The organism is Bacillus sp. FSL W8-1143, assembly GCF_037965155.1.
GTDB classification, from domain to species: Bacteria; Bacillota; Bacilli; order Bacillales; family Bacillaceae; genus Bacillus; species Bacillus pumilus.
The window spans coordinates 2,579,034-2,604,832 of sequence record NZ_CP150182.1; the positions used below are offsets into that span (position 1 = coordinate 2,579,034).

A 25,799-nucleotide genomic window follows, 5' to 3' on the forward strand; every position below is an offset into this window, starting at 1 on the left:
ATACAAACTTTTCCTTCATCCTACAACTTTCTGTCATGGAATGAGAAAAAACTTCTCCAAGAAAGGAGAAGTTTTTAAACTCCATACGTCGTCCATAAGTCTTTAACAAGACCGGACAGATAAGGGGTGTTGCTTACGATCGCATCTGCTAATATGGATTTGCTCAACATTGTTTGCAGTGCATCGACTGGAAGTAATGCAGCGACAAACAAGAGAATAAATACAAATAGATAGGTTTCAAGAAATCCTAAAACACCGCCAAGCAGTTTGTTGACCTGTTTAATCACAGGTATACTTGCAATGGTTGTGAGCAATCCGCCAATGATGGCGAGCAGGATTTTGGTCAAGATAAACAGAATGATAAACGCAATGGTATTATAATAAGCTGTTTCTAGATTCCCACTAAAGAAAGCGAGCTGCGCTTGACCGCCGCTAAAATTAGGTGCTGGAATCCACGTAAGCTGTGGTGCAAGTGACTGATAAAACATGGAAGCCACTAAGATAGAAACAACAAAGCTGATCAATTTAATAAATTGAAGAATAAACCCGCGTTTTAGACCGACAAGCGTTCCCATAAGAAGCAAAAACAAAATGATGATATCGATCACGGTAATTTCATTCCTTTTCTTTAAGCTGAATCTCTAGTTTTTCGTATTGCTCTTTTAATTTCAAGTAGTCGTGGACGACATTGACTGCTGTCAGTACAGCTAATTTGTTTATATCAAGGTATGGGTTTTTTTCATTTATTTCTCTCATTTTATCATCAACAATTGAAGCAACGTGTCGCATATGCATCTTCGTTTCTTGACCGATGATCGTATAGGACTGTCCGTAAATCTCAACTGTTGTTTTCGTTTTACCGCCGTCAGACAACGTTTCTCCTCCATTCCACGAGAATCCTAGTCTCTATCATAACATGTTTAGACATTGAATGGAAAGACGAGCCCTTCCCTGTTATGGTACACTTTAGAAATCAATGATATCAAGGTAAAAAGGAGTTATCCACTGTGCCCCAATCCGTCTTAAAAGCAACATCAGAAGACCTTAAAAAAATGAAGAGCGCGTATGCGCACCACTTAACTGATACGTTACCACCAGGCGCCCTTTTTCAAGCAAAGGTTCCTGGCTGTACAATTACAGCCTATCGATCTGGAAAAGTGCTATTTCAAGGTCAAAAGGCAGAAGCTGAAGCCAGTCAATTCAGCCATTTACAAACAGCTGATCCGAAAAGTCCAAAAGCACCTGCTGTCACAAAATATAGTCCGCCGTCAGGGATTGCTTCTATGTCCGTCATCGGTTCAGATGAAGTAGGAACAGGTGATTATTTTGGACCGATAACGGTCTGTGCCGCCTATGTCGATTCAAGCAAGCTTGCTCTCATGAAAGAGCTTGGCGTAAAAGACTCAAAAGGTCTAAAAGACCCGCAAATTATCAACATTGCCAAAGATCTCATCAAAACCATTCCGTTCAGCCTGCTCGTACTCCGAAATGAAAAGTACAATGCGATGCAGGAAAAGGGCATGAGCCAAGGAAAAATGAAGGCGCTCCTTCACAACCAAGTCATCACCTCTGTGCTGGAGAAATTAGATGGGAAACAGCCTGAAGCTATTTTGATTGACCAATTTGCAGAACCGGGTATTTATTTCAAGCATCTTGCTGGGAAAAAAATCATTCGGGAGCGGACGTACTTTAGCACAAAAGCAGAAGGCATTCATTTGTCAGTTGCTGCGGCTTCCATTATTGCAAGATACGCTTTTTTAATTGAAATGGATAAGTTATCTAAAGCAGCAGGGTTTGACATTCCAAAAGGAGCCGGTCCTCATGTGGACAAGGCGGCTGCAAAGCTCATCAAGCTGCACGGCGAAGAGGCTTTACGTCAATTTACAAAGCTGCATTTTGCCAACACAAAAAAAGCGAAAAAATGGTTATAAAAAAGAGCTAGGCCCATATGGCCTTAGCTCTTTTTTCTTTAACCGCGCAAGACGGCTTGATACGTATTTTCTAATGCTTTCAATACGTTTGTATGAACAGCGGTGACTTCTTCCTCTGTCAATGTTTGTTCCGGATTTAAATATTGGAGAGAGAATGCAACAGATTTTTTGCCTTCTTCCATGTGTTCACCTTCATACACATCAAAGACGGATAGATCAGTCAGTAAATCCCCGCCTGCCTCATAGATGACCCGCTCCAGCTGTCCGCTTGAGATATGCTGATCTACAACAAGTGCAATATCTCTTGTCACAGCAGGGAATCTCGGAATCGCTGTATATTTCATATCCTTCGATTCAGACGTCATCACATCTGTTAAATCAAACTCGAAGACATATGTTTCTTTTAAATCTAATTCCTTTTCAATGACTGGATGAAGTGCAGCAACAAACCCAATGACTTTTCCATTTAAATGAACATCTGCTGTACGACCTGGGTGAAGACCCTCACGCTCTGCTTGAACATATGTGATTTGGTCTGATACACCAAGCTTTTCAAATAGACCTTCTGCAATTCCTTTCGCTACATAAAAATCGACGGCTTTTTTCTCGCCCTGCCAAAGGTTTTTATGCCATAGGCCTGTCAGCGCACCAGCGACATGCTCTTTTTCCACCGGTTTTGCTCCTTCAGCTTCTGCTAAGAACACAGAACCCGTTTCATAAAAACCAAATGAATCAGCTTGTCTTGCCAAGTTATATGCAACAGAATCAAGTAAGTTTGGCAGAAGACTTTGTCTAAGCACACTTCGTTCTTCACTCATCGGCAGGGAAAGTCTCGTTTTATAAGCTGGATTCAATGCAAAAGCTGTAGACTTATGCTGATTTGTCAATGAATACGTGATCGCTTGAGAAAGACCTGCGCCTTCTAAGAAGCGTCTCACCTTTCTGCGCTTCACTTGATATGGCGTGAGACCGCCAACTGTACCAGCTGTCGCAGGCAGTGTAGACGGGATATTATCGTAGCCATATAATCTCGCAACTTCTTCAGTGAGGTCTTCTTCAATCGTGATATCCATTCTACGAGAAGGAACCGTTACAACAAGAACGTCATTTGATTCGCCTACTGTAAAGCCCAATTTGTTGAAAATTTGAATCATATCTTCTTTTGAAATGCTCATGCCAAGCACCTTGTTCACACGCTCAGTAGATACTTGGATGACATTCATACTTGTTTCAAGGTGGTTTTCCTCCACAGTCCCGCTTAGCACTTCACCACCTGCATAGAGACTGATCAGTTGCGCTGCTCTTTCGGCTGCTGATTTCGTACGTTGCGGATCAAGTCCTTTTTCAAATCGTGTACTTGATTCACTGCGAAGCCCCAAGTCTCTAGATGCTTGACGGACTGTTTGACCGTTGAAATATGCCGCTTCTAAAAGAATTGTTGTCGTTTCATCACGCACCTCTGATTCAAGACCGCCCATGACGCCTGCGACAGCGTGCGCTTTCGTCCCATTAGTGATCACAAGATGCTTTGATGAAAGTGTACGCTCTTGCTCATCAAGTGTTTGAATGCTTTCGCTATCAGTCGCTTTACGTACGACCACTTGCTTTGAACCAAAGCGGTCATAATCAAATGCATGAAGCGGCTGACCGTATTCAAGCAGTACAAAGTTCGTAATATCGACGACGTTGTTAATTGGGCGAATGCCTGCATTCATCAATCTTGTTTGAATCCAAAGCGGTGCTGGTCCAATCTTTACATGTTTAATGATCTTCGCAGCATAAAGTGGATTCGCTTCTTGATCCTCAATTTTCACTGAAATATAGTCTGCTGCTTTTTCTGAAGACGTGTCATGTGCTGTATCAGGAAGTTTGATATCCTTCCCTAAAATGGCTGCAACCTCATAGGCGACACCTAGCATATTCAGGGCATCCGCACGGTTTGGCGTTAAGCCAAGCTCAAGTACCGCATCGTCTAATTGAAGTGCCTGAAGGGCATCATCTCCGGGCTTGACGTCATTTGGGAAAACAAAAATACCTTCTGCATATTCCTTTGGTACGAGTTTGCTTTCTACACCTAATTCTTGCAGAGAACAAATCATGCCATGAGACTCTTCGCCGCGCAGCTTTGCTTTTTTAATTTTAAAATTCCCAGGAAGGACTGCGCCAACCGTTGCGACAGCCACATATTGTCCTTTATCCACATTCGGAGCTCCGCAAATAATTTGAACCGGTTCGTCTTCTCCGATATCTACGAGACATTTGTTTAATTTGTCGGCATTTGGGTGCTGTTCTCGCTCCACGACGTGTCCAACGACAACTCCTTTAATGCCTTCGCCTTTATATTCAACGGCTTCCACTTCAATTCCGCTTCTTGTGATTTTTTCTGCTAATTCATCCGGCTGAATGCCTTCTAAATCGACATAGTCTTCTAACCATTTATATGAAACAAACATGTTGATTTCCTCCTCTTAGTCCTGCTTGAATTGCTTTGTGAATCTAATATCATTTGTGTAGAAATGGCGAATATCATCAATGCCGTATTTGAGCATCGCAATCCGTTCAACACCCATTCCAAAAGCAAAGCCTTGGTAAGTTTCTGGATCAAATCCGCTCATTTTCAGGACATTTGGATGAACCATCCCAGCTCCTAAAATCTCAATCCAGCCTGTTCCTTTACATACAGAACAGCCTTTTCCTCCGCATTTAAAGCAAGACACATCCACTTCGACAGATGGTTCTGTGAATGGGAAAAAGCTTGGACGCAGTCTAATTTCACGATCTTCACCAAACATTTTTCTTGCGACTGTCTCAAGCGTACCTTTTAAATCACTCATACTAATATTGTGATCGACAACAAGCCCTTCAATCTGCATAAATTGATGTGAATGAGTCGCGTCATCACTATCACGTCTATATACTTTTCCAGGGCAGATGATCTTCACAGGACCTTGTCCTTTATATTTTTCGAGTGTACGTGCTTGAACTGGTGACGTTTGTGTTCTAAGCAGTGTATCCTCGGTAATATAGAAGCTGTCCTGCATATCACGTGCCGGATGCTCCTTTGGAAGATTCAGCGCTTCAAAGTTATAATAATCCGTTTCTACCTCAGGACCTTCCTCAACGGTATAGCCCATACCAATAAATAAATCTTCAATATCTTCGACAACAATCGTTAATGGATGTCTTGCCCCCATTTTGATTGGACTTGCTGGCAATGTAACATCGATCGTTTGTGACGCAAGTTTCTTCTTCACTTCTTCTTTTTCTAGCTGTTCATTTTTTTCAGCAATAGCACCAGCAATCTGCTCTCTCACTTCGTTTGCGAGTGCGCCCATTTTTGGTCTTTCTTCTGCGGAGAGCTTGCCCATTCCGCGAAGCACCTCTGTGATCGGCCCTTTTTTCCCTAAATATTGAACACGAATGTCATTGACTTCTTTGAGCGAGCTAGCTGCTTCAACCTTCGCTATCGCTTCTAATTCAAGCTGTTTTAACGTTTCTTGCATGAGTGTAATCCTCCTTTTGATATACAAAACCGTCTGGATAAACGGCTGTTTGATCGTTTGAAGACAATAAAAAAACCCGTCTCCTCTAGAAAAGAAGGGACGAGTTGTGGTCGCGGTACCACCCTTGTTAAGCACAAATACATGTGCGAATAAGCTTCATTGACATAACGGAATCAAACGAATCCGGTTCACCTTTACGCAAAGCTTGCGGTCCCGGTGACAACTCCAGAGGTGAATTCCTGTTTCAGCATTCCTTAAATGCACTTTCAGTCTACGATGCATTCTCCCTATAAGGCCGCTCCTTGAAACAATCTTCCTCTATCATGGTTTTTAAAATATTAGTTTCATTATAGTGAAAATAAGCGCATGTTGCAACACTATCCACGCAAATGATAGACAAGAACAGCTGCTGCAACAGCCACATTTAATGATTCTGCCTGTCCATACATTGGCACATATAAATTATGGTCTGTCATTTGCAGAATCTCTGGGTTTATACCCGCGCCTTCATTGCCCACAATTAATGCAAACGAACCTTCTGCCGTTACGCTTCTATACGCTTTCGCATTGTTTAGAGCACTTCCGTATACAGGAATGCCTTGCTCCTTACATGCTGGTATGGTCTGCTGAAGGCTTTGCTTTAAAATGGGCAGGTGGAAATGTGACCCTTGTGCGGAACGGAGCGTTTTTCCGTTAAACGCATCCACTGTTCCATCGCCTAAGATCACAGCATCAAGTCCAGCGGCATCTGCTGTCCGAATGAGTGTGCCTAGATTCCCTGGGTCCTGCACTGCATCTAATAGAAGAAGTCGTTCATACTTCTTTTCTTCAAATACAGGAACTGTACAAACTGCCGCGATGTGCTGAGGCGTTTCCGTTTCAGTCATGGCAGAAAAGGCTTCCTCGCTCAGTTCATAAAGTTCAATGTCCGGATCAATATGAGAAGGAAGCTTATCAAGCGATGTGACCATTAATTCTTTCACAACTCCGCTCTTCAATGCTTCTTCCACTAAGTGGATTCCCTCCACAAGAAACAGCCCCGTTTTCGTTCGTTCTTTTTTCGTATGGAGCTTTTTCCACTGTTTAATGTTTGTGTTTTTAGCTGATTCTATATATTTCAAGCGACTTTAACTCCTTTAAATATCATGAATTTATTATATCTCATGCACACTACATAATAAACCTGTCTTTGAGACAGAATAGGGCTATTACCATCAAAAAAGGAGTGTGGGCAATGGATTTTAATTTAAGAGGCGCAGTCATTCAAAACATCACTGGCCATAATCAAGAGCAGCTTGAGCATACAATTTTAGATGCCATTCAAAGCGGTGAGGAAAAAATGCTGCCAGGCCTTGGCGTGTTGTTCGAAGTGCTATGGCAAGAAGCATCAGAAAACGAGAAAAACGAGATTCTTGAAACATTAGAGCAAGGCTTAAAGCCTCATCAGCAGCAATAAAAGGAGCCGGTTTGCTTATCATAGCAAACCGGCTTTTTCATTTAGCCAGTGATCGGTGTTTCCATCCGAAGCGCTGGATCACGCCAAATGTCGACCCATTTTTTAATCGCAAACACAATAATCACAAATCCTAAGATCAGCATAATGATTGACAGCACAGCATTCAGCACGCTGTAACCTGCTGCCTCGGGATTAAGGTATACATTTGCTACCATCCAATAGCCCGCATAATTCACTGTCACATATAAGTAAGCAAGTGGAATTAAACAAGTCAGCATATATCGCCTTTTATCTGCAATTTTTAAAACAACAGTTGCTCCTATGATGAGACCGACCGATGCCATTAACTGGTTTGATACCCCAAACAGTGCCCAAATGGACCCGATGTCTCCAGAGTAAAGCAAGTACCCCCACATAAAACAAGCAAGCGCACTTGCGAACACCGACCCAGGGACCCAGTCATTTCGTTTAAGCGGTTTATAAGCTTCGCCAAAGAAGTCTTGAATCAAATATCGTGCCACACGTGTCCCTGCATCAATAGCGGTTAAAATAAAGACGGCCTCAAACATAATGACGAATTGGAAAAAATAAGACGCCAAATGACCAAAGAACGGAATTCCCGTAAAGATATACGCCATCCCTACAGCTAATGTCACAGCTCCACCCGTTCTTCCTTCTAAATCAAGACCAATTTCCTTACTCAGCTGCGGAAGGTTCTCGACACTCATCCCGAGTGTTCTGAACACTTCTGGCGTACTGTTTATCGCAAAATAATCGCCTGGATGAAGAGCGGTAGCGGCAATTAACGCCATAATTCCAACTAGACATTCTACTAGCATTGCGCCAAAAGCGACAGGCTTCATATCACTCCAGCGGTCAAGCATTTTAGGTGTTGTCCCAGATCCAACAAATGCGTGGAAACCAGATATGGCACCGCAAGCAATGGTTATTGAAATAAAAGGCCAGACAGGACCAGCTAAAACAGGACCTCCTCCATTCACAAACTCCGTAAAGGCTGGGAATTGAATCGTTGGATTGACGACAAAGATTCCAGCAATCAATGCGATAAAAACACCTATTTTCATAAAGCTGCTTAAATAGTCCCTCGGTGCGAGCAGCAGCCAAACCGGCAATGCCGCAGCAAAAAAAGCATAGATCGGCAAGGCAAGAGCAAGTGTTTTTGTATCAAGTGTTAAAAGATCGCCAAGTGCCGTTCCTTGAATATTCGGCCCAAGGAATACACCAACCATCAGCAAAATAAATCCCGCAGTTGTCGCCAGTTTTAAATTGCCTGTCTTTTTATAATAAAGACCAACCCCCATCGCAATTGGAATCGTGATTCCGACTGCAAATGTCCCCCAAGGGTTACGTTCTAACGCATGAAGCACAACCATAGACAGTCCTGCCATTGTGATCGTAATAATAAACAGCATCGCAAGCCCTGTACAAAATCCTGCGACAGGTCCTAGCTCTTCCTTCGCTACCTCTGATAACGATTTCCCCTTTTTTCGCATCGATGCAAATAAGACGACAAGATCATGTACAGCTCCGCCTATCACTGCGCCAATTAACAGCCAAAGGAGACCCGGTAAATACCCGAATTGCGCAGCTAAAATCGGACCCACTAACGGACCTGCAGCTGCAATCGCAGCAAAGTGATGCCCAAATGTGACCCATTTATTGGTTGGCACATAATCCTTCCCGTCCTCTAATGTGTGAGCCGGTGTAGGATGATCGTCTGTCACCTTTAAGACTTTGACCATCATAAATGTGCCATAAAGACGATAGGCAATCGCTAAAATACACATAGATGCTATGACAATTGTAACCGCATTCATTTAACCATCCCCTTTGTACAAACAATTTGTTACAAATATAACATAAATTGATTGATTTTTCTTTCCTTTAAAACCAAGTTGACAAATAAGAATAATGTGTTTATTCTTAAGGTAGCTTCACCTACTTCCATAAACTCTCTTTTGACAGGGCATTCTTTAGGCTCTGTCCTTTTTATTGCTTTCATCTTACAAAAATAAAAGCCAGATCACATGTGCCTTATTCACTAGAATATTTTTTCTTCTTCTCTCAAAAACAGTTCTTTTGGCGTAACTTAAAATGACAGTTCATTTCCTGGGAAATTCAATGAAATAAAAAAAGCCCTTCCCCTATACTGAGGAAAGGATTTCTTACTTAAGAACCGTACGTGATCTGCTCAACCGTTTTTTGATCAAGTCTTTTGATCACTTCTGTTAAAAGCTTCACTGCATTTTCATAATCATCTCGGTGAATCATTGCTGCATGGGTATGGATATATCTACTTGGTATCCCGATCGATAGTGATGGCACACCATGACCTGTTAAATGGATACCGCCAGCATCTGTCCCGCCGCCAGGCATAGAGTCATATTGGTACGGAATGTTCAATTCATCCGCTGTTTGGACAACAAAATCCCGAAGCCCTTTATGAGATACCATAGAAGCATCAAATACAACAATCGTTGGTCCTTTGCCAAGTTTGCTTGTTGCTTCTTTTTCAGTAATGCCCGGTGTGTCTCCTGCTACACCAACATCAATGGCAAATCCAATATCAGGCTGGATTGTAGCCGCTGCTGTTTTGGCACCACGCAGGCCAACTTCCTCTTGTACAGTTGCAACACTGTAAGCAATATTCTCATGCTGAGTATTGTGTAAGTTCTTCATGACATCAATCGCAACTGCACAGCCGATACGGTTGTCCCATGCTTTTGCAAGGAGCATTTTTTCATCATTCATCACTGTAAACTCAAAATAAGGGACGATTTGATCTCCAGGCAGAACGCCCCACTCCATTGCCTGTTCTTTGCTTGATGCACCGATATCAATAAACATATCTGTAATCTCAATCGATTTTTTTCGAGCTTCAGGTGACAAGACGTGCGGCGGCTTTGAGCCAATCACACCTGTTATGTCTCCCTTTTTCGTTACAATCGTCACACGCTGCGCGAGCATGACCTGCGACCACCATCCGCCGACAGTTTGGAAGCGAATGTAGCCTTTGTCATCAATTTTTGTCACCATGAATCCTACTTCATCTAAGTGACCAGCAAGCATAATTTTAGGTCCGTTTGCGTTTCCTTCCTTCTTAGCAATTAAGCTGCCAAGGCGGTCACTAGAGACTTCATCTGCATATGATTCTATGTATGTCTGCATGACTTTTTTGACATCACGTTCATTTCCTGGAATCCCTTTTGCATCCGTTAGGTCTTTCAGCATAGTTAATGTTTGATCTAGCTTTGTCATTCCATATATCCTCCTTTATCTTCATGGTGCATTCTTATTATACAAAACCTTTTTCGTTCAATACGATCTTTTTATGAATATTTTTTCGTTTTCCGAAATATTTTTTTAAAAAAAGTTGAAACCTTTTGGCCTTTTCATTCGTAGTACATCAGATAACGGTATTGGAGGTGCATCCTGTCATGTTTGTAATCCTCATTAGACTAGCTCTTGTTGCACTGCTTGTCTACATCTTCTACATGGCGGTAAAATTCTTCTCAAATCCGAGAAGAAAGCTGAAACAAGCACAATTAAAAGAAGGCTTTTATTTTATGGACGAACAACAAAATGCACGTAAAAATTTTAATTTCGTCTATAAAGGTGTCTTGTTTGAAGGGGAGAAGCATGTTCCTTCTAAGGATCATCCTCTATTTGTCCACTCCATTTACGTTTGGACGGAGTCACCTGAGAAGCTAAGTGAATTTACATTAGAAGACTTTGAAAAATTGGAGGAAAACATTATCGAACGTTATCCTCAAACAAAAATTGATTGGGATCAGCCCATTAAAACAATCAAACAAAAAAAAGGAGCAGACACGCCGTCTTGATGGCGTCTGCTCCTTTTTCAGATGAACTTGATATATCCTAATATGATCAACTGCACCATGATTAACACTGGCATGCCAATTTGAAAGGCAGGATGCTTTGTTTTATGACGGAAATACTGCATCCCTAGATACGATCCAGCAGCCCCAAAAAGCACGGCAGCACTCCATAAGTGCGCCTCTGAAATTCTCCATTTATGCGCTTTTGCCCGGCGTTTGTCCTCTCCCATGAGAAAGAAACCATAGCCATTTACCAAGATCAGCAGCACAATCAACGCGATATTCATTCATTTCACCTCACATGATGAGCAAAAAAGATCACCCCTCGACGGAATGATCTTTCATATGACTTACTTGTCTAGTTGTGCTTTTGCAGCATCAGCAAGCTGATTGAATGCACTTAGGTCATTCACAGCAAGGTCAGCAAGCATTTTGCGGTTTACTTCGATACCAGAAAGCTTTAGGCCATGCATTAAACGGCTGTAAGAAAGACCGTTCATACGAGCTGCAGCATTGATACGAGTGATCCATAGTTTACGGAAGTCACGTTTTTTCTGACGACGGTCACGGAAAGCGTAGTTTCCAGATTTCATCACCTGTTGGTTTGCTACTTTGTATAATCTATGTTTTGAACCGAAATAACCTTTTGCTAATTTAAGAACCTTTTTACGACGCTGACGCGACACAGTTCCGCCTTTTACTCTTGGCATTGTAATTCCCTCCTATGATTCCTATTCCAAATTACTTGATGTTTGCAAGTTGTTGTTTGATACGTTTGAAATCTCCAGCACTTACGATTGCGCTCTTACGCAATTTACGTTTTTGCTTTGTAGATTTGTTAGCGAACAGGTGACTTGTGTACGCATGAGAACGTTTAAGTTTACCAGAACCTGTTTTTTTGAAACGTTTAGCAGATCCGCGGTGAGTTTTCATTTTTGGCATTGGATATTTCCTCCCTCTGTTACTTTACTTTTCGACTTTTGGTGCAAGCATGAGGAACATGCTACGTCCGTCCATCTTAGGTTTTGTTTCTACTGTTGCTACTTCAGCGCAAGCTTCAGAGAAACGGTCTAACACGCGCTGTCCGATTTCTTTATGCGTAATCGCACGCCCTTTAAAGCGGATAGAAGCTTTCACTTTATCGCCCTTTTCAAGGAATTTGATTGCATTACGGAGCTTCGTGTTAAAATCATGTTCATCAATTGTCGGGCTCAACCGAACTTCTTTTAAGCTAATGATTTTTTGATTCTTACGTGCCTCTTTATCCTTCTTCTGCTGTTCGAATCGGAACTTACCATAGTCCATGATTCGGCAAACAGGTGGTTTTGCATTTGCAGCAACTAACACAAGGTCAAGATTGGCTTTCGTAGCAATTTCCAGAGCTTCCTGGCGGGTTTTAATCCCCAGCTGATCGCCATTTTGTCCGATCAAACGAACTTCACGCGCACGAATACCTTCATTAACTAATTGATCTTTGCTAATAGTGAGCCACCTCCATGAGATTTTGAATTGAGTTCACAATTCATTTTGACCATTTCGTTGTATGTTTTACAGGCAAACAAAAAGTGTGGGCATATAAAACACCCACACTGCGAACATTTGCATGAAAAAATAAATGTACGGTCAACCTGTCAACTACAAACACGTGTCAATCAGGTGAGAAGCGGGTGCTTCTGCTTGTGATATCTATTCAATTCGTTAATTATTCTACACAATTTTCATTTGTCCGTCAAGTAACCGAACTCTTGAAACAACTTTTTCATTTTAGCATGATTAAACGAATTGGGCAAGGCTTTTTCAAAACAATCACGTCATCAAAGAATGAATTGCATAAAGATTGGGATGACAATGACGGTCACAACTCCTACGACCACAACAGCAATACTTGCCATGGCCGCTTCCACTTCACCCATCTCAATCCCAACAGAGACGCCAAGTGCATGTCCTGATGTACCGAGTGCAAGCCCTTTTGCCACTGGATTTTTAATTCGAAACCATTTTAAGAAGAAAGCACCTAGTGCATACACAATGACTGCATTAAATATGACCGCAAAGGCTGTGATATCTGCAATTCCGCCAATATCCTTTGCAATCGGAAGAGCAATCGCTGTCGTCGCTGCCTGCGGGAGCATACTTTTCATTACAGCCGCATCAAGATGAATGCCTTTTGCTACGACATACACAATTGTAATGGAGCAAAGTGATCCTACAAAAATAGCGGATAAAATCTGCCACCAATATTTTTTAAGCAATGCGCGCTGCTTATAAAGCGGAATAGCGAAAGCAATCGTCGCAGGCTCTAAGAAAAACTTGATAATCTTGCCGCCCTCATTATAATCTGCATAGGAAAAACCGCCAATTTTCAAAAATAAAATACCTAACACCATGGCGACAAAAAGTGGTGTAAATAAGAAGAAGCCTTTTGATTTTTTAAATAAGAATGTACCGATTCCAAAGGCGACCAATGAGACGACTATACCAAAATAAGGACTCATCGTACTTGTACCCATCCTGCATCCCTCCTTTAATGCGTACTTGAAGCTGGTTTATTAGAATGAGAAGGAGTCGATTTGCTCTCCTTTGTCTCTTTACGTTTCTGTGGTTTGTCTGATAATTGCATGAGAAGCTGCGTGAATAGCCCTGTCGCTGCAAGTAACATAATCGTTGCAATGATAATGACACCGACGACTTGCACACCTACTTCTTGCATGACACCTAATGATTGAATAACCGAGATACCAGAGGGAACAAATAGAAAGCTAATGAGCCCTGTCAATGATGTACCTAATTGCTCCACTTGCTCCAGTTTGACGATTTTCGTTGTCAGCAAAACAAATAATAGAACCAGACCAATCACAGATGCAGGCATCGGAATTGGTAAATACATTGAAATGAGATTAGAAACGAACATTACGGTTGCAAAGATAAATGCTTGAGATAGAAATCCATATACTTTAGTGGCACTCATGCCCCTTCACCTCTTTCTTCGACTGCCCTCAGTATACGGCATGAAATAAACGAATGAAGCGTTTACAATCAAACTCGCCGGATTCAATGAATGAAATGCAGAAAACGAGTATTGAAATACAAATAAAAAAAGCCGTCCTACTCTAGCAGGAGCGACTTCTTTAGTTCTTTGGCGTAAGTGCGGCTGACAGGAATAATCGACCCGTCTGTCATATGCAGATTATACGTCGAATTAAACCACGGCTGTACTTCTTTCATATGAGAAGTGTTCACGATATAGCTTCGATGAACCCTCATAAAGTAAGCCTCAGGGAGTTTCTTTTCAATGACCACAAGCGGTTCTGTGACCTCATACATGTGATCCTTTGTTTTCACAATCTTTTTCCCCTCACTAAGCCCTACATACATGATCTCTTCTACTTGCAGAATGACAATTGAATCATCGACTGAAATGGCTAGCTTTTGCTGATGGGGGATTTTCTCATCTGATAGCTGGTGGTCTTGCGTCTCAACAGATTTCCACTTTTTAAACTTTTGGATCGTTTGCAAAAGCCGTTCTTCATCAAATGGTTTTGTTAAATAATCGAGCGCACTGACCTCAAACGCCTTCAGCGCATACTGATCAAAGGCTGTCGCAAATACAATTGCTGGCGGATCAGACATCCGGTTGAGCCTTTTGGCAATATCAAATCCATTTTCACCAGATAAATCAATGTCTAAAAAGAGCAGGTCCGGCTTATGATCCACCATCCGGTCAAAAGCTGATTCTATATTTTCTGCTTCCTCTATTTGAACATCCTCTTTCGTTCTGCGTAATAAGTATTTTAATTCGTCTCTTGCTAACACTTCATCATCTACGATTAATACATTTATCAACGAAAATCATCCTCTTTTACATAGTCCATTGGAATGCGAAATGAGATGTCAGTGCCTTGGCCGCTATGAATAGATAGAGCGGCTTGTCTGCCAAAAATCCCTCTTAACCGCTGATCTAAATTAAAAAGAGCCGTACCTGTTCCTTCTTTGGATTCAACAGGCGCTTTTAATAACTGAGCCATCTTGTCATTCTCGATTCCCTGTCCATTATCCGTCACTTTCATATTGACATGCCCATCTTTCATCACAGCAGATACGATGACTTCACAGCTCGTTTGATGTTTAGGAAATGCGTGTCTCACTGCATTTTCAACAAGCACCTGAAGCACAAATGGCGGAATCATCACCTGCTCTAGCTCCTTTTCAATTTGAAAGGTCACGTGGTATTTATTTGGAAACCTTGCTTGTTCAAGTGACAAATAGGCTTCTACATGCTGAATTTCTTTATGAAGTGGAATGAGCAGCTGGCGGGCGCCTTGCAAATTGGATCGAAAATATATACTCAGTTGAAGCAGCAGCTTCCTAGCCATCTCTACGTTCGTTCTGCACAAGACAGAGATGGTATTAATGGCGTTAAATAAAAAGTGCGGATTCACTTGCGCTTGAAGCGCTTTGATCTCTGCATCTTTTAGCAGACGGCTTTGGGTTTCTGCCTCCCCAAGCTCAAGCTGTGTGGAAAACAGCATCGCCAAGCCTTCTGCAAGCTCCTCCTCTACCCTGCTTAATCCGACCGGAGAATTGAAATACATTTTTAACGTTCCGATCGTTTGACCATTGGAGGTGAGGGGCAGCACAATCGCCGCTTGAAGCGGGCAATGGGTGACTGAACAATTGATTTCATCTTTCGAATGTGCCTTCATAATTTTGCCGCTCATCAATACTTGTTTCGACAACCCTGTAATGAGGCTTTTCGAAGGAATATGATGATCCGTCCCATCTCCAACATGCGCTAAAATCTTTTCTGTATCGGTTAAGGAGACCGCATCTGTTTCTGTTAATCGATGAATGATCTCCGCCACGCTTTTACATGACTGTTCATTTAACCCTTGGCGGAAGAAAGGCAGCGTTTGATCGGCGATTGAAAATACACGGTGTGTCTGCATCGCCTTTGCCTGCTCTTCTTGCCGAATGACTGACTGTAAAATCGATAAAAAGATAAAGCTACCAATTCCATTCACAAAAATCATCGGCAGGGCAATAATACTCACAAGCCCCCAAGCTTCAGCAAATGGCTTTGCAAATAGAAGGATAATGATCATCTGCAAGGATTCCATTGCCACACCAAAAAGTGCGGCTTGGCGAGGTGTCACCATTCGATTCTTCCGCTTAAACCTGCTGCCGACATAGCCTGCAATCACACCGGCTAAAATCGAAGAAATCGCACAGCTGAGTGCCGTGCTTCCTCCTAATGAATAGCGATGAATCCCAGCTAGAAGCCCTGCGCCAATGCCAACAAACGGCCCTCCTATTAATCCGCCCATTTCGATTCCCATGATTCTCGTATTGGCAATTGAGCTTGACGAGCCGAGATGATAGGAAAACTCATGATTCATGACCATCTGCTGCTGGATTTCAATTCCTGTGTAATTGCTGATAATACTAAAAGAAGCAAAAATAAAGACAAGGACTGCCTTTTTTCGAAACCCTTCATTATGAAGCAATAGATTGCGAAAGCCCTTCACATGGGCAAGCACAAACCCTAAAATAACGATGATCCCAACACGCTCGATCATCATAATAATTAAATGAAGCAAACCTGCCACCTCAATTGATGTATGTATTATTTACTGTCTTTCTATTCTATCATGTGCGGTCAATGTTCAAATATCTCTCAAATCTTTTCTTTATTGCCCTCATCTTCTATTGTAAAATGAACTTGAGCCGTCACTTGCAATTGAAGGTAACACATACATAACAAGGGAGAAGATCATGAAAGCCGTATTTTTCGATTTAGATGATACTTTGCTTTGGGATGAAAAAAGCATTCACACCACTTTTCAGGAAACATGCCGCGAAGCGGAAAAGAAATATGGACTGAATCCAGAAACATTTGAACAGATTGTACGTGAAGAAGCAAGAAAGCTGTATTCGTCCTATGAAACATATGATTATACTGTCATGATCGGAATTAATCCTTTCGAAGGACTGTGGTCCAATTTTAGTGAACCGATTAGCGAAGGCTTTCAAAAATTGAATGCCCTTGCACCAGAGTATCGCAAGAACGCTTGGACCAATGGCTTAAAAGAAGCAGGAATTGACGATAAGGCATTTGGACAATATTTGGCTGATTTCTTTGCAGCAGAGCGGAGAAAACGTCCATTTGTCTATGAAGAAACGTACCCTGTTTTAGACCGTCTGAAAGGCAGCTATGAATTGCTCCTTTTAACAAACGGAGATCCTAGTCTTCAAAAAGAAAAACTGGCAGGTGTTCCTGAGCTTGCACCTTATTTTAATGAAATTGTCATTTCAGGAGATTACGGGAAAGGCAAACCTGACCCTGGCATCTTTGAGCACTGCCTTCAGCTGTTAAATCTAACAAAAGACGATGTGATCATGGTAGGAGATAATCCAAAAACAGATATTCTTGGGGCATCTCGAGCCGGGATTCAAACCGTTTGGATCAATCGACATGGCAAAAAGAACGAAACAGATGTAACGCCAGATTATGAAATCAAAGACTTACATGAATTGTTTGATATATTAAAATAGAACAAACGAGAAAACACCCTTCTCCTAACGAGATTGGGTGTTTTTTGTGTGCTCAAACTACACAATTCCCGCTAGACTTTGCGCTTGCTTGTCTAAGCTGCGGGCTGCTTCTCCTACATTATTAAATTCCTCACTTGCCTGCTTTACAAGATCGCGATTTGTAAACACCGTTGTCTTGGCCCGGCTCGTTCCGCTGCTGACCTTCTCTACTTCCGCATGAATCGCCTTTACATATTGATCTACTTTGACGATCGCTTCTTTTGCATCAGTTGCAAGCTTTCGAATTTCTGCCGCCACTACACTAAAGCCATTTCCATAGGAACCTGCATGGGCTGCTTCGATCGCCGCATTTAATGCAAGGAGCTGGGTTTGTGAGGAAATGCTGTTAATCGTTTTAGCGATGGAGCTGATGGACTCTACCTGCTCTGTTAATCCTTCTAGTAAGCTCATATTTTGATCTGTTTCGTTTGCTATATGATCAAAGGAGACATTGACTCTTTGACTATGCTGGATGCCCACTTCTGCTCGCTCCATTAATTTCGCAGACATGTCCTTTAAATCGTCTACGACCTGTTTCATCGTGCTTTCTCTTTCTGTTATGTCTGTTGCGACTTTCACAACACCCACTACGCGTTCCTCTTCATTGCGGACAGGTGTATATGTCGCTTCAAGCCATAAACTGTCACCATTCTTCGTCTTCCGCTGCACCTTTTCCTGAAAGACTTGCCCCTCTTTCAAACGCTTCCAAAACATTTGATAGCTTGCGTGTTCTGCAATATGAGGAGGACAAAACTGTCTATGTTTTAAACCAATCATCTCTTGCTTTGAATATCCCATGGCTTTTGCAAAAATATCATTGACCCATAGCACTTCACCTGTCACATCAAATTCAATCATCGCCAGTGAGTGTTCCAATGCACGAAGTACTGCTGATCGCTCCAATACTTGTGATGATAAAGTGTTTGTTGTTTTCATCATCGCTTTCATACCCCCAATTTAACTCGAACCAATAGTACATACTTACCCATACTTTCATACTATCTAAACGTATCATTCAAGGGACTGGATCACTAGTGGAGAATTTTTCCCAAAAAGAAAAAGCCAGTGATCTAAGGAGAAAGATCACTGACTGCTTCGCTTGAAAAAGATTATTTTTTCGCTTCTGCTACTGCATGTTTCACAAAGGCTTCAAGATCCATTGTTTCTGAATCTTGCTCTCCGTATTTTCTTACATTGACTGCGCCATTTTCTGCTTCTTGATCTCCGACGACTAGCATGTACGGAATCTTTTGCATTTGCGCTTCTCTAATTTTGTATCCGATTTTTTCATCACGGCTGTCAAGCTCTACACGAAGACCTTCAAGCTGCAAACGTTCTTGTACTTTTTTCGCATAGTCTAAATGGACAGAAGGTGAAACCGGGATGACTTGGAATTGTACAGGTGCCAGCCAAGTTGGTAGGGCTCCTTTGTATTCTTCAATTAAGAAGGCAACAAAACGCTCCATTGTAGAAACAACACCTCTATGAATCACGACTGGACGATGGTGCTTGCCATCTTCTCCGATATATGTGAGATCGAAGCGCTCTGGAAGTAAGAAATCAAGCTGTACAGTAGACAGTGTCTCTTCTTTTCCAAGAGCTGTCTTCACTTGAACGTCAAGCTTCGGACCATAAAATGCCGCTTCGCCTTCTGCCTCATAATAGTCATGACCAAGCTCGTCCATTGCATCCTTTAGCATCGATTGCGCTTTATTCCACATGGCATCATCGTCGAAATACTTCTCAGTATCTTCTGGATCACGGTAAGATAAGCGGAATGTGTAGTCATTCAAGCCAAAGTCTTGATACACTTCTTCAATTAGGCGAACTGTACGAATGAATTCGTCTTTGATTTGATCTGGACGTACAAAGATATGGGCATCGTTTAATGTCATACCGCGAACACGCTGAAGGCCGGATAAAGCACCTGACATTTCATAACGGTGCATTGTACCAAGCTCTGCAATACGAATTGGCAATTCGCGATAGCTATGCGGCTCGTTTTTGTAAATCATCATATGGTGAGGACAGTTCATTGGACGAAGAACAAGATCTTCGTTGTCCATTTCCATCACAGGGAACATGTCTTCTTGATAATGCGCCCAGTGCCCTGATGTTTTATACAATTCAACATTTGCAAGAACTGGTGTATACACATGCTCATAACCAAGGCGTACTTCTTTATCGACAATGTAACGCTCAATAACGCGGCGGATCGTTGCGCCTTTTGGCAACCAAAGCGGTAGACCTTGACCTACCTTTTGAGAGTTCGCAAACAGTTTCAGCTCTTTTCCTAGTTTACGGTGATCGCGTTCTTTCGCTTCTTCAAGCAGGCGTAGATGCTCATTTAGATCATCTTTGCTGAAGAAAGCTGTACCGTAAATACGCTGAAGCATTTGATTGTTGCTGTCACCTCTCCAGTATGCACCTGCAAGGCTTAACAGCTTAAACTCTTTGATTTTCCCTGTTGATGGCAAGTGAATGCCGCGGCAGAGGTCAAAGAATTCACCCTGCTCATAAATCGTGACAGCTTCACCTTCTGGAATCGCCTCTAACAGCTCAAGCTTTAATTGATCACCAATCGCTTCAAAGCGTTTTTTCGCTTCTTCTCTTGATACTTCAATTCGCTCGATTGGCAGATTGCTGTTAATGATTTTTTTCATTTCTTTTTCAATCTTTGGTAAATCTTCCGGTGTGATGGCAACATCGATGTCCACATCGTAGTAGAAGCCATTTTCAATCACAGGACCTACGCCAAACTGAACGTGATGCTCTTTTCCATACAGGCGTTTGATTGCCTGTGCTAGCAAATGAGCTGTGCTGTGGCGCATAATGTCGAGTGCTTCATCACTTTTATCTGTGATGATCTCAATTGTTCCACTTTCTAGTAGCGGCGTACGCAGATCTATTTCTTTGCCGTTCAATTTACCGGCAAGCGCTTTTTTCTTTAGGCCTGGGCTAATTGATGCCGCGATGTCTTCTGTTGTAGCTGTTTTGTCAAACTCCTTGACTGCTCCATCTGGAAATGTAAGTTGAATTTGTTCTGACATCTCTGGTCACTCCTTTTTTTGGCAATATAAAAACCCCGCCCCCTGGAAAGGGACGAGGTTGAATAAAACGGAATCGTGGTTCCACCCTTTTTCCCGTATTTGCAGCTTACTTTTTCATAAGCAAACACGGCTTGTGGTTCGATAACGGGAATCTCCCGTCAGCCATTACTAAAACGTTCACAGCTGATGTTCAAAGGTGGTAAAGCAAATGGTCCTCTGCTAGGAAGCTTTCAGCCGCGGCTTCCCTCTCTTTAAGCGGGTGTTCATTTGTTCATGTCCTTATCAATACGGTCTTTGTATGAAGTTACACCGTATTATAAAACGTTTTTTCGTGAAAATCAAGAAAGCTTTTCACTTTTCTGTTCCAAATGGTCATGGACAAATTGAACATTGTGTTCTTGAAATGAATGAGCCGGGAATACCTCGACCCTTTCTTGAAAAATATTTTGAATGGTCTGTACCATCGAGTGACCTGTATCATTTGTAAACAGGTCAATCTTTTTGGGCGCTATGGATACGAGTGGTGCAATCAGCTGCGAATCAATATACATTGGATGCTCTCTTACAAACTGTCTGTCTATGTATTGTTTTTGATCACGCTCAGAAGCGTACCGAAATTCCCAAATCATCAGACGATCCTGATGCACAACATGTACTTTTTCGAGCTTCGGTTCTTTTGCCATCACATAGTCTCGAAGCGATTGAATGAAGTTTTGATATTCTTGTTCCATTTTGTATTCTTCAATGGAGACTTCAACATAGTTCTTCAGCTTCCTGTCATACTCTGACAGTCTGAATGTCATAAATGAACCAATTGAAAAAATACCTTGCTGTAAAGAAATCGTCTCGAGCTCCTTTGTTAACAGGGCTTCTCTTGACGGTTCTTGATGAATGCCGGGAATATCATCTAAATCCCCGTTCATGATGCTGTGGGCAATTGAAAGAATTTGGTGCTGCTCTTCAGGATCTTTAAATAAATACGTGTTTTCAAGAATGATGCGCATGCGCTCATTTTCTTTGCATTCCAAAAAAAAGTGAACCAGTAATGGCCGCACAATGGACTCAAGTCCTTCCTTTGATTCCTTCGCCTCTATGAGAAGCCGGTCTTTCCCTTGTTGAATTGACATGTGATGCCGACTGTCCAAGTGTTCAGCAAGATGTAAAAAAGCGGCGGTATCATATTCATCTTCAAAGATTATTTCAAGCATGTTTGTCCCCCCTAACGACATCTGTTACATATATATGGGGAGAACATAAAAAATAGACGCCTAAAATAAATCAGGCATCTTTCTTTTTAAAATGAGCGGAACTGAGATAAAGATTAGATAAATCAAACAAACGATTGCTAAAGCGGCATAATTGCCGCTGACAAAGCTTGAGCCAAGGACATTTAATGCAACTGTACCCGGTATTAAGCCTAAAAAGGTAGCTGCCGTAAATGCACGATAATTTGCACGTGAAGCTGCTGCCGCATAGCTGACAAAGTCAAAATGGATTGGGGCAATTCGCAATAACAAAATGTAAAGAAACCCATGCTCCTGAATGCGGGACGTCACCGCTTTCAGCTTCCGGCTGCTTGATTGTGTTTCCTTCTTTTTTGCACGAAAGGTTGTGGCAAGCAGGAAGGAGCATGTTGCTCCGGCGGTAGCACCAACGAGGGCATAAATCGTCCCAAGAACACTGCCAAATGCCAAACCTGCTGCCAGCGAAAAAACCGTAATAGGGACGAGAACAAACGGGCGAAAAAGAGATAAGAAAAGAAAAACAAAGGGTGCCAGCATCCCAAATTGAAGCACCCAATTTTTCACATCTTTTGGCGCCAGCTGAAGATGCTGTTTGTTCAGCCACCAAAGTAAAACAGCGAGACCTGCAATCACGAGAAAAAGCAGCCATTTTCTTTTGTTCATTTCATTTGCTCCTCCTTCAGGTGATAGACGCTTTTATAAATGACGGCGGTTTTCTCCTTCGAGCAAGACTGCCTCTGCTAAATAGAGAATCCGTTCCATTAAACGAGCGGCTTTGACCTCTTCTTTTTCCCCGCGCTGTGAGTACGTAAAGTGATGCTTCAGTTCACTTGGTGAGAAATTAGAAGAGAAGAAAGTCGGCAGCTGCTCTGCCATACGGTATTGTAAAATCGTTCCGAGTAGTTCATCTCGAACCCAGCTTGTCATCGACTCTGCCCCAATATCATCAAGCATTAAAATAGGGGTGGATTTGACCATGTTCAGTTTTGATTCTAGTGTATGATCGGCTAACGAATTTTTTAGCTCTCTCACAAATTCAGGCACGTACACAAGGAGAGATGGGTATTCCTTCTCCGCTAACTGCTGCGCAATGGCTGCCAGAATATACGTTTTTCCTACTCCAAACTTTCCGTGTAAATATAAGCCCTTCCCTTTGCCCGTCTCATCATAGCTTTGCAGGAATTGCCCTACTTTTTGAATGACTTCCTGTCTTCCCACAACGTTCAAATCAGCGAACGTCGCTTGAAGAACATTTTGCGGAATGTACATGCTTTTCATGAGCTCTTGCTGTTTTTTCTGTCTATCGAGCCGCAGCTTGACTGGACAAGGGGAATATTCAATATCAATACTCTGACCTTTGATCACAAGCTTCGGGTGATAACCGTCTAAAATCGCATTGACGTTCTCTTCATCTAAGCAATATGAACAGCCCTTCGACTGCTGCACATATTCAAAAAGCCGGTTCAAGCTACGATTGATCATGTCTTCGTGTATGTCTTCTTGGTGCTCCTGTAAAAAGGCTTTTACATCTTCATCAGATAACACACTCTCTTTAATCTGATTGTATCTCACACGAAAATCTACGCGCCCTTTTAGCTGTTCAAATGAACGACCGATCGGTTTCATCCTCATCTCACCTCATCTTAATGTGCATTGTACTTTTTCATATTTTTAAACTGATCTAACAGTTTTTCTTTTTCTCGTTCGAGGTCTTCTGTCGACAGGCTGTCTGTTTGTTCTTTTGCAGGCTGTTCTTTCGTTTCGGTTTCTTTCATCCAATCAGGAAGCTTCTCTTCACGGACAACTTTCCCTGATCCGTATGTGCTACGCTGCTTTTTCTGCTGCGCCCACTCTGTCATTTGCCTGTTCTCTTCTTTGGCCATTTTCATGGCCGCCGCTACGGTTTTAATTTTCTTTCTCACCCAATGAGCGGCGATTTTTTGCATATATGTTTTCGACAGCTTCATATCTGTTTTCAGTAATGTATAGTAGATCAAAACGTTCATGACACCTGGCTCTAGCTGCTGCTCAAGCATAATATCTTCGACAATTCTTAAGTCGGCATATGTTGGCTCAATGCCGTCAGCCATATCTTTTAGCAGCTCCCTAGGCGAAATATGATCAAGCTTTTCAATCAATTTGGCATCCGGCGTATCTGCCACTGGCGCTTTTGAAGCATCTTGACGCAAGTGTCTCGGCTGTTTTTGATCAATGAGTTTTGGCTGCTCGCCTCTGTATTCAATTTGGTACCAGTCTCTTGCCGCTTTTCTCAGCTCTTCTGTTGAGATCATTTGATCCGAACCACAGGCGCCTGCTACAATATTTTGCATTTGAAGCGGGGTGATGCCGTATACAACGGCTAACTTCTTAATGGTTTCTTTCACCTGCTTTGTCAAAGCCTTTCTTGGAATCATCATATCAGACATGCCTGCTAACAATAAATCGAAATCAAAGGATTCGTCTGAGAGAGGAGCCGGCTGACTCGATCCAACGGTCACATATTCATAGCCCTGATCAAGTGATGACGCCTGATTGATTTCTTCTGTCATCCTGCGTTCACCTGGCTGCAATACGTGAAAAACTTCTTCAAACGACCGCGAGATGTTCTTTGCCTCTGCCGGAACACCGGGATATGAGAAATAATCACGAAGCTGCATATATTTCGCTTTCTCTACACGATGGTACAGCAGAACATTCAGCATACCATCTTGGAAAAACTCATCTGGTCTTAACGGCGGCACAAGCTCATATGTAAACAGTCTGCCTTCTTCCGTTTCCTGTTCATATGTGCGGAGTAAACCAATCGCTTCAAGCTTTAAACGTTCCTCAAAAATATCATTCAAATTCGTTTGCAGCATGACCATGAGCTGCCGATGAGGTGCGGGTTTCCCCCACATACGATTTTGTTCCAGCTCTCCCCACAGCGTCATATATAAGCTGAAAGCGGACATGCCTATAAGCGGCTGATATAAAAGAGTGATGAGCTGTCTATCGATGTCACCGAGCAATGAAGCGCTTTTGACGACATACGGATCGACGGCTAGCACTTCCTTCCAATGCTCTGTCATATGCTGATCCTCCCCATGAATTGCAATTGTTTCTATTGTACACCCTTTTTGCGTTTTACGCTTTACGCAGGAAAAAGAGCATGAAGTATCTTCAGCTCTTTTTTAGCGTTCTTTCTTTAATAAATCTTTTAATTCATCAATAAAGACGTTGATATCTTTAAACTGCCGGTAAACGGAGGCAAACCTGACGTAAGACACTTCATCAATTTTTGCCAGCTCGTCCATCACCATTTCACCTACAAGCTCACTTTTCACTTCTGACATACCTTGATTACGCAGTTCTTTTTCAATATTAAAGCAGACATCCTCCAGCTGCTTTAAAGCAACAGGTCGCTTTTCACATGCTTTTATGAGTCCTCTCAGCATCTTTTCGCGGCTGAATTCTTCTCGAATTCCTTCTTTTTTCACCACAATCAGTGGTAATTCTTCTAATTTCTCAAACGTCGTAAAGCGATATTGGCAGCTTTCGCACTCTCTTCTACGACGGATGGATTTCCCTTCATCTACTGGTCTTGAATCAAGCACCCTTGTGCCAAGGTGCTGACATGTGGGACATTTCATTTCATCAGCTCCGATCTATTCTTGGAAGTTGTTTGTCTAGTTCATCATAAAGGGAAAAAACCGTTTTCTCACTATAGCCAAAATCTGTTGGCAAGGCTGTTTCTGTTGTCACATTAAAATCGACAGCTGTTTCAAAAGGACGAATTGAAATGACAGTCGCTACGAGAAAGGCTTTTTTCGGCATACTGATGTTTGCGCTGATTTCACCTCGTTCTGCTGAAACAGATGTCACTTGATAGGAAGCGTGCCCAGAAAGCATGGCTTCCACCGCTTGAAAAACTTGCGCATTCGTCGATTTGTAGTAATGGCTTTTCAGTTCTGACACTGGATGCTCGTCAGATGTTTCTGTATGGTTTGACATGAACCGTTTGAACTTTTGTCCTAAAATCATCTACGTATCCCCTTTGCCATAATGCCTCTTCTTTATTTTATAAAAAAAACCTTTGTTTTCCTAGAACAAAAGTATAGGCAAGTTGGGGAATGTTGGATTTTCTCTATCAAACAAATATAAAAAGGAGCATAACACAAAGGCATT

General features: G+C 42.2%; 27 protein-coding genes and 1 other annotated feature. Of the genes, 4 read left to right on the forward strand and 23 right to left on the reverse strand.

What is annotated here, in order from left to right; translation table 11 throughout:
• Positions 1–74: 74 nt before the first annotated feature.
• Both NSQ36_RS13150 and zapA read right to left on the reverse strand, forming a co-directional pair.
• Positions 75–608 carry a CvpA family protein gene (locus NSQ36_RS13150; RefSeq protein ID WP_003216761.1) on the reverse strand — a complete coding sequence of 178 codons (534 nt, stop codon included), beginning with the start codon at positions 606–608 and terminating at the stop codon, positions 75–77.
• A 7-nt stretch (positions 609–615) separates the two neighbouring features.
• On the reverse strand, positions 616–873 hold the full coding sequence (gene zapA, locus NSQ36_RS13155; RefSeq protein WP_012010831.1) for a cell division protein ZapA: 258 nt from the start codon (positions 871–873) through the stop codon (positions 616–618).
• A 134-nt stretch (positions 874–1,007) separates the two neighbouring features.
• Between zapA and rnhC the strand changes: the two genes are divergently transcribed.
• Positions 1,008–1,931 (forward strand): ribonuclease HIII, encoded by a 924-nt coding sequence (gene rnhC, locus NSQ36_RS13160; protein WP_113387217.1) that lies wholly within the window; start codon positions 1,008–1,010, stop codon positions 1,929–1,931.
• Between the two features lie 38 nt (positions 1,932–1,969).
• Here rnhC and pheT read toward each other — a convergent pair whose 3' ends face one another.
• The 3 genes from pheT to NSQ36_RS13175 all read right to left on the reverse strand — a co-directional run bounded on the left by pheT (position 1,970) and on the right by NSQ36_RS13175 (position 6,555).
• Positions 1,970–4,384: a phenylalanine--tRNA ligase subunit beta gene (pheT, locus tag NSQ36_RS13165; protein ID WP_050943609.1), complete on the reverse strand. Its 2,415-nt coding sequence runs from the start codon at positions 4,382–4,384 to the stop codon at positions 1,970–1,972.
• Between the two features lie 15 nt (positions 4,385–4,399).
• Entirely contained in the window at positions 4,400–5,434 is a 1,035-nt protein-coding gene (gene pheS, locus NSQ36_RS13170; protein WP_050943608.1) for a phenylalanine--tRNA ligase subunit alpha, read from the reverse strand.
• Between the two features lie 377 nt (positions 5,435–5,811).
• On the reverse strand, positions 5,812–6,555 hold the full coding sequence (locus NSQ36_RS13175) for an RNA methyltransferase (RefSeq protein WP_113387219.1): 744 nt from the start codon (positions 6,553–6,555) through the stop codon (positions 5,812–5,814).
• Between the two features lie 113 nt (positions 6,556–6,668).
• Here NSQ36_RS13175 and sspI point away from each other — a divergent pair, with 113 nt between their 5' ends.
• On the forward strand, positions 6,669–6,890 hold the full coding sequence (gene sspI, locus NSQ36_RS13180; RefSeq protein WP_003216243.1) for a small acid-soluble spore protein SspI: 222 nt from the start codon (positions 6,669–6,671) through the stop codon (positions 6,888–6,890).
• Positions 6,891–6,931: 41 nt separating this feature from the next.
• Here sspI and cstA read toward each other — a convergent pair whose 3' ends face one another.
• Complete coding sequence (gene cstA / locus NSQ36_RS13185) at positions 6,932–8,728, reverse strand: carbon starvation protein CstA (RefSeq protein WP_050943606.1); 1,797 nt, start codon at positions 8,726–8,728, stop codon at positions 6,932–6,934.
• 352 nt (positions 8,729–9,080) lie between these two features.
• On the reverse strand, positions 9,081–10,169 hold the full coding sequence (locus NSQ36_RS13190) for a M42 family metallopeptidase (RefSeq protein ID WP_050943605.1): 1,089 nt from the start codon (positions 10,167–10,169) through the stop codon (positions 9,081–9,083).
• Between the two features lie 179 nt (positions 10,170–10,348).
• Between NSQ36_RS13190 and NSQ36_RS13195 the strand changes: the two genes are divergently transcribed.
• Positions 10,349–10,753, forward strand: a complete 405-nt coding sequence (locus NSQ36_RS13195; protein ID WP_113387220.1) for a sigma-w pathway protein ysdB — start codon at positions 10,349–10,351, stop codon at positions 10,751–10,753.
• Between the two features lie 17 nt (positions 10,754–10,770).
• On the opposite strand, the gene NSQ36_RS13200 is transcribed toward NSQ36_RS13195, so the two are convergent.
• The 8 genes from NSQ36_RS13200 to NSQ36_RS13235 all read right to left on the reverse strand — a co-directional run bounded on the left by NSQ36_RS13200 (position 10,771) and on the right by NSQ36_RS13235 (position 16,347).
• A complete protein-coding gene (locus NSQ36_RS13200) occupies positions 10,771–11,037 on the reverse strand; it encodes a DUF1294 domain-containing protein (protein ID WP_003216616.1) in 267 nt (88 codons plus the stop codon).
• Positions 11,038–11,100: 63 nt separating this feature from the next.
• A complete protein-coding gene (rplT, locus tag NSQ36_RS13205) occupies positions 11,101–11,460 on the reverse strand; it encodes a 50S ribosomal protein L20 (protein WP_003216409.1) in 360 nt (119 codons plus the stop codon).
• Positions 11,461–11,491: 31 nt separating this feature from the next.
• Positions 11,492–11,692: a 50S ribosomal protein L35 gene (gene rpmI, locus NSQ36_RS13210; RefSeq protein ID WP_003216324.1), complete on the reverse strand. Its 201-nt coding sequence runs from the start codon at positions 11,690–11,692 to the stop codon at positions 11,492–11,494.
• Between the two features lie 24 nt (positions 11,693–11,716).
• Positions 11,717–12,232 (reverse strand): translation initiation factor IF-3, encoded by a 516-nt coding sequence (infC, locus tag NSQ36_RS13215; protein ID WP_034620611.1) that lies wholly within the window; start codon positions 12,230–12,232, stop codon positions 11,717–11,719.
• Positions 12,233–12,303: 71 nt separating this feature from the next.
• Positions 12,304–12,435 (reverse strand) — a sequence feature (ribosomal protein L20 leader region).
• Positions 12,436–12,564: 129 nt separating this feature from the next.
• The gene (gene lrgB, locus NSQ36_RS13220; RefSeq protein ID WP_170966027.1) at positions 12,565–13,260 is read right to left on the reverse strand and encodes an antiholin-like protein LrgB; all 696 of its coding nucleotides are present in this window, start codon (positions 13,258–13,260) and stop codon (positions 12,565–12,567) included.
• 14 nt (positions 13,261–13,274) lie between these two features.
• Positions 13,275–13,718, reverse strand: coding sequence for an antiholin-like murein hydrolase modulator LrgA (gene lrgA, locus NSQ36_RS13225; RefSeq protein WP_003216712.1), 444 nt, complete (start codon positions 13,716–13,718; stop codon positions 13,275–13,277).
• A 137-nt stretch (positions 13,719–13,855) separates the two neighbouring features.
• Complete coding sequence (locus tag NSQ36_RS13230) at positions 13,856–14,593, reverse strand: LytTR family transcriptional regulator DNA-binding domain-containing protein (RefSeq protein WP_113387221.1); 738 nt, start codon at positions 14,591–14,593, stop codon at positions 13,856–13,858.
• The gene (locus NSQ36_RS13235) at positions 14,590–16,347 is read right to left on the reverse strand and encodes a sensor histidine kinase (RefSeq protein WP_050943603.1); all 1,758 of its coding nucleotides are present in this window, start codon (positions 16,345–16,347) and stop codon (positions 14,590–14,592) included. The genes NSQ36_RS13230 and NSQ36_RS13235 overlap by 4 nt, the downstream gene beginning before the upstream one ends.
• 175 nt (positions 16,348–16,522) lie before the next feature.
• On the opposite strand from NSQ36_RS13235, the gene NSQ36_RS13240 reads away from it, so the two are divergent.
• Positions 16,523–17,302 carry an HAD family hydrolase gene (locus NSQ36_RS13240; RefSeq protein ID WP_113387222.1) on the forward strand — a complete coding sequence of 260 codons (780 nt, stop codon included), beginning with the start codon at positions 16,523–16,525 and terminating at the stop codon, positions 17,300–17,302.
• 57 nt (positions 17,303–17,359) lie between these two features.
• On the opposite strand, the gene NSQ36_RS13245 is transcribed toward NSQ36_RS13240, so the two are convergent.
• The 8 genes from NSQ36_RS13245 to NSQ36_RS13280 form a co-directional block, all read right to left on the reverse strand.
• Positions 17,360–18,280, reverse strand: coding sequence for a methyl-accepting chemotaxis protein (locus NSQ36_RS13245; RefSeq protein WP_113387223.1), 921 nt, complete (start codon positions 18,278–18,280; stop codon positions 17,360–17,362).
• Positions 18,281–18,450: 170 nt separating this feature from the next.
• Positions 18,451–20,391 carry a threonine--tRNA ligase gene (gene thrS / locus NSQ36_RS13250; protein ID WP_065098569.1) on the reverse strand — a complete coding sequence of 647 codons (1,941 nt, stop codon included), beginning with the start codon at positions 20,389–20,391 and terminating at the stop codon, positions 18,451–18,453.
• A gap of 338 nt (positions 20,392–20,729) precedes the next feature.
• Entirely contained in the window at positions 20,730–21,599 is an 870-nt protein-coding gene (gene ytxC / locus NSQ36_RS13255) for a putative sporulation protein YtxC (protein ID WP_113387224.1), read from the reverse strand.
• Positions 21,600–21,659: 60 nt separating this feature from the next.
• Positions 21,660–22,298 carry a TVP38/TMEM64 family protein gene (locus NSQ36_RS13260; protein ID WP_003216366.1) on the reverse strand — a complete coding sequence of 213 codons (639 nt, stop codon included), beginning with the start codon at positions 22,296–22,298 and terminating at the stop codon, positions 21,660–21,662.
• Between the two features lie 33 nt (positions 22,299–22,331).
• Entirely contained in the window at positions 22,332–23,261 is a 930-nt protein-coding gene (gene dnaI, locus NSQ36_RS13265; RefSeq protein WP_034620615.1) for a primosomal protein DnaI, read from the reverse strand.
• 17 nt (positions 23,262–23,278) lie between these two features.
• Entirely contained in the window at positions 23,279–24,703 is a 1,425-nt protein-coding gene (locus NSQ36_RS13270) for a replication initiation and membrane attachment family protein (RefSeq protein WP_050943597.1), read from the reverse strand.
• 102 nt (positions 24,704–24,805) lie between these two features.
• Positions 24,806–25,264: a transcriptional regulator NrdR gene (gene nrdR, locus NSQ36_RS13275; protein ID WP_003216720.1), complete on the reverse strand. Its 459-nt coding sequence runs from the start codon at positions 25,262–25,264 to the stop codon at positions 24,806–24,808.
• 4 nt (positions 25,265–25,268) lie between these two features.
• Positions 25,269–25,655, reverse strand: a complete 387-nt coding sequence (locus NSQ36_RS13280; protein ID WP_003216254.1) for a hypothetical protein — start codon at positions 25,653–25,655, stop codon at positions 25,269–25,271.
• Positions 25,656–25,799 lie beyond the last annotated feature (144 nt).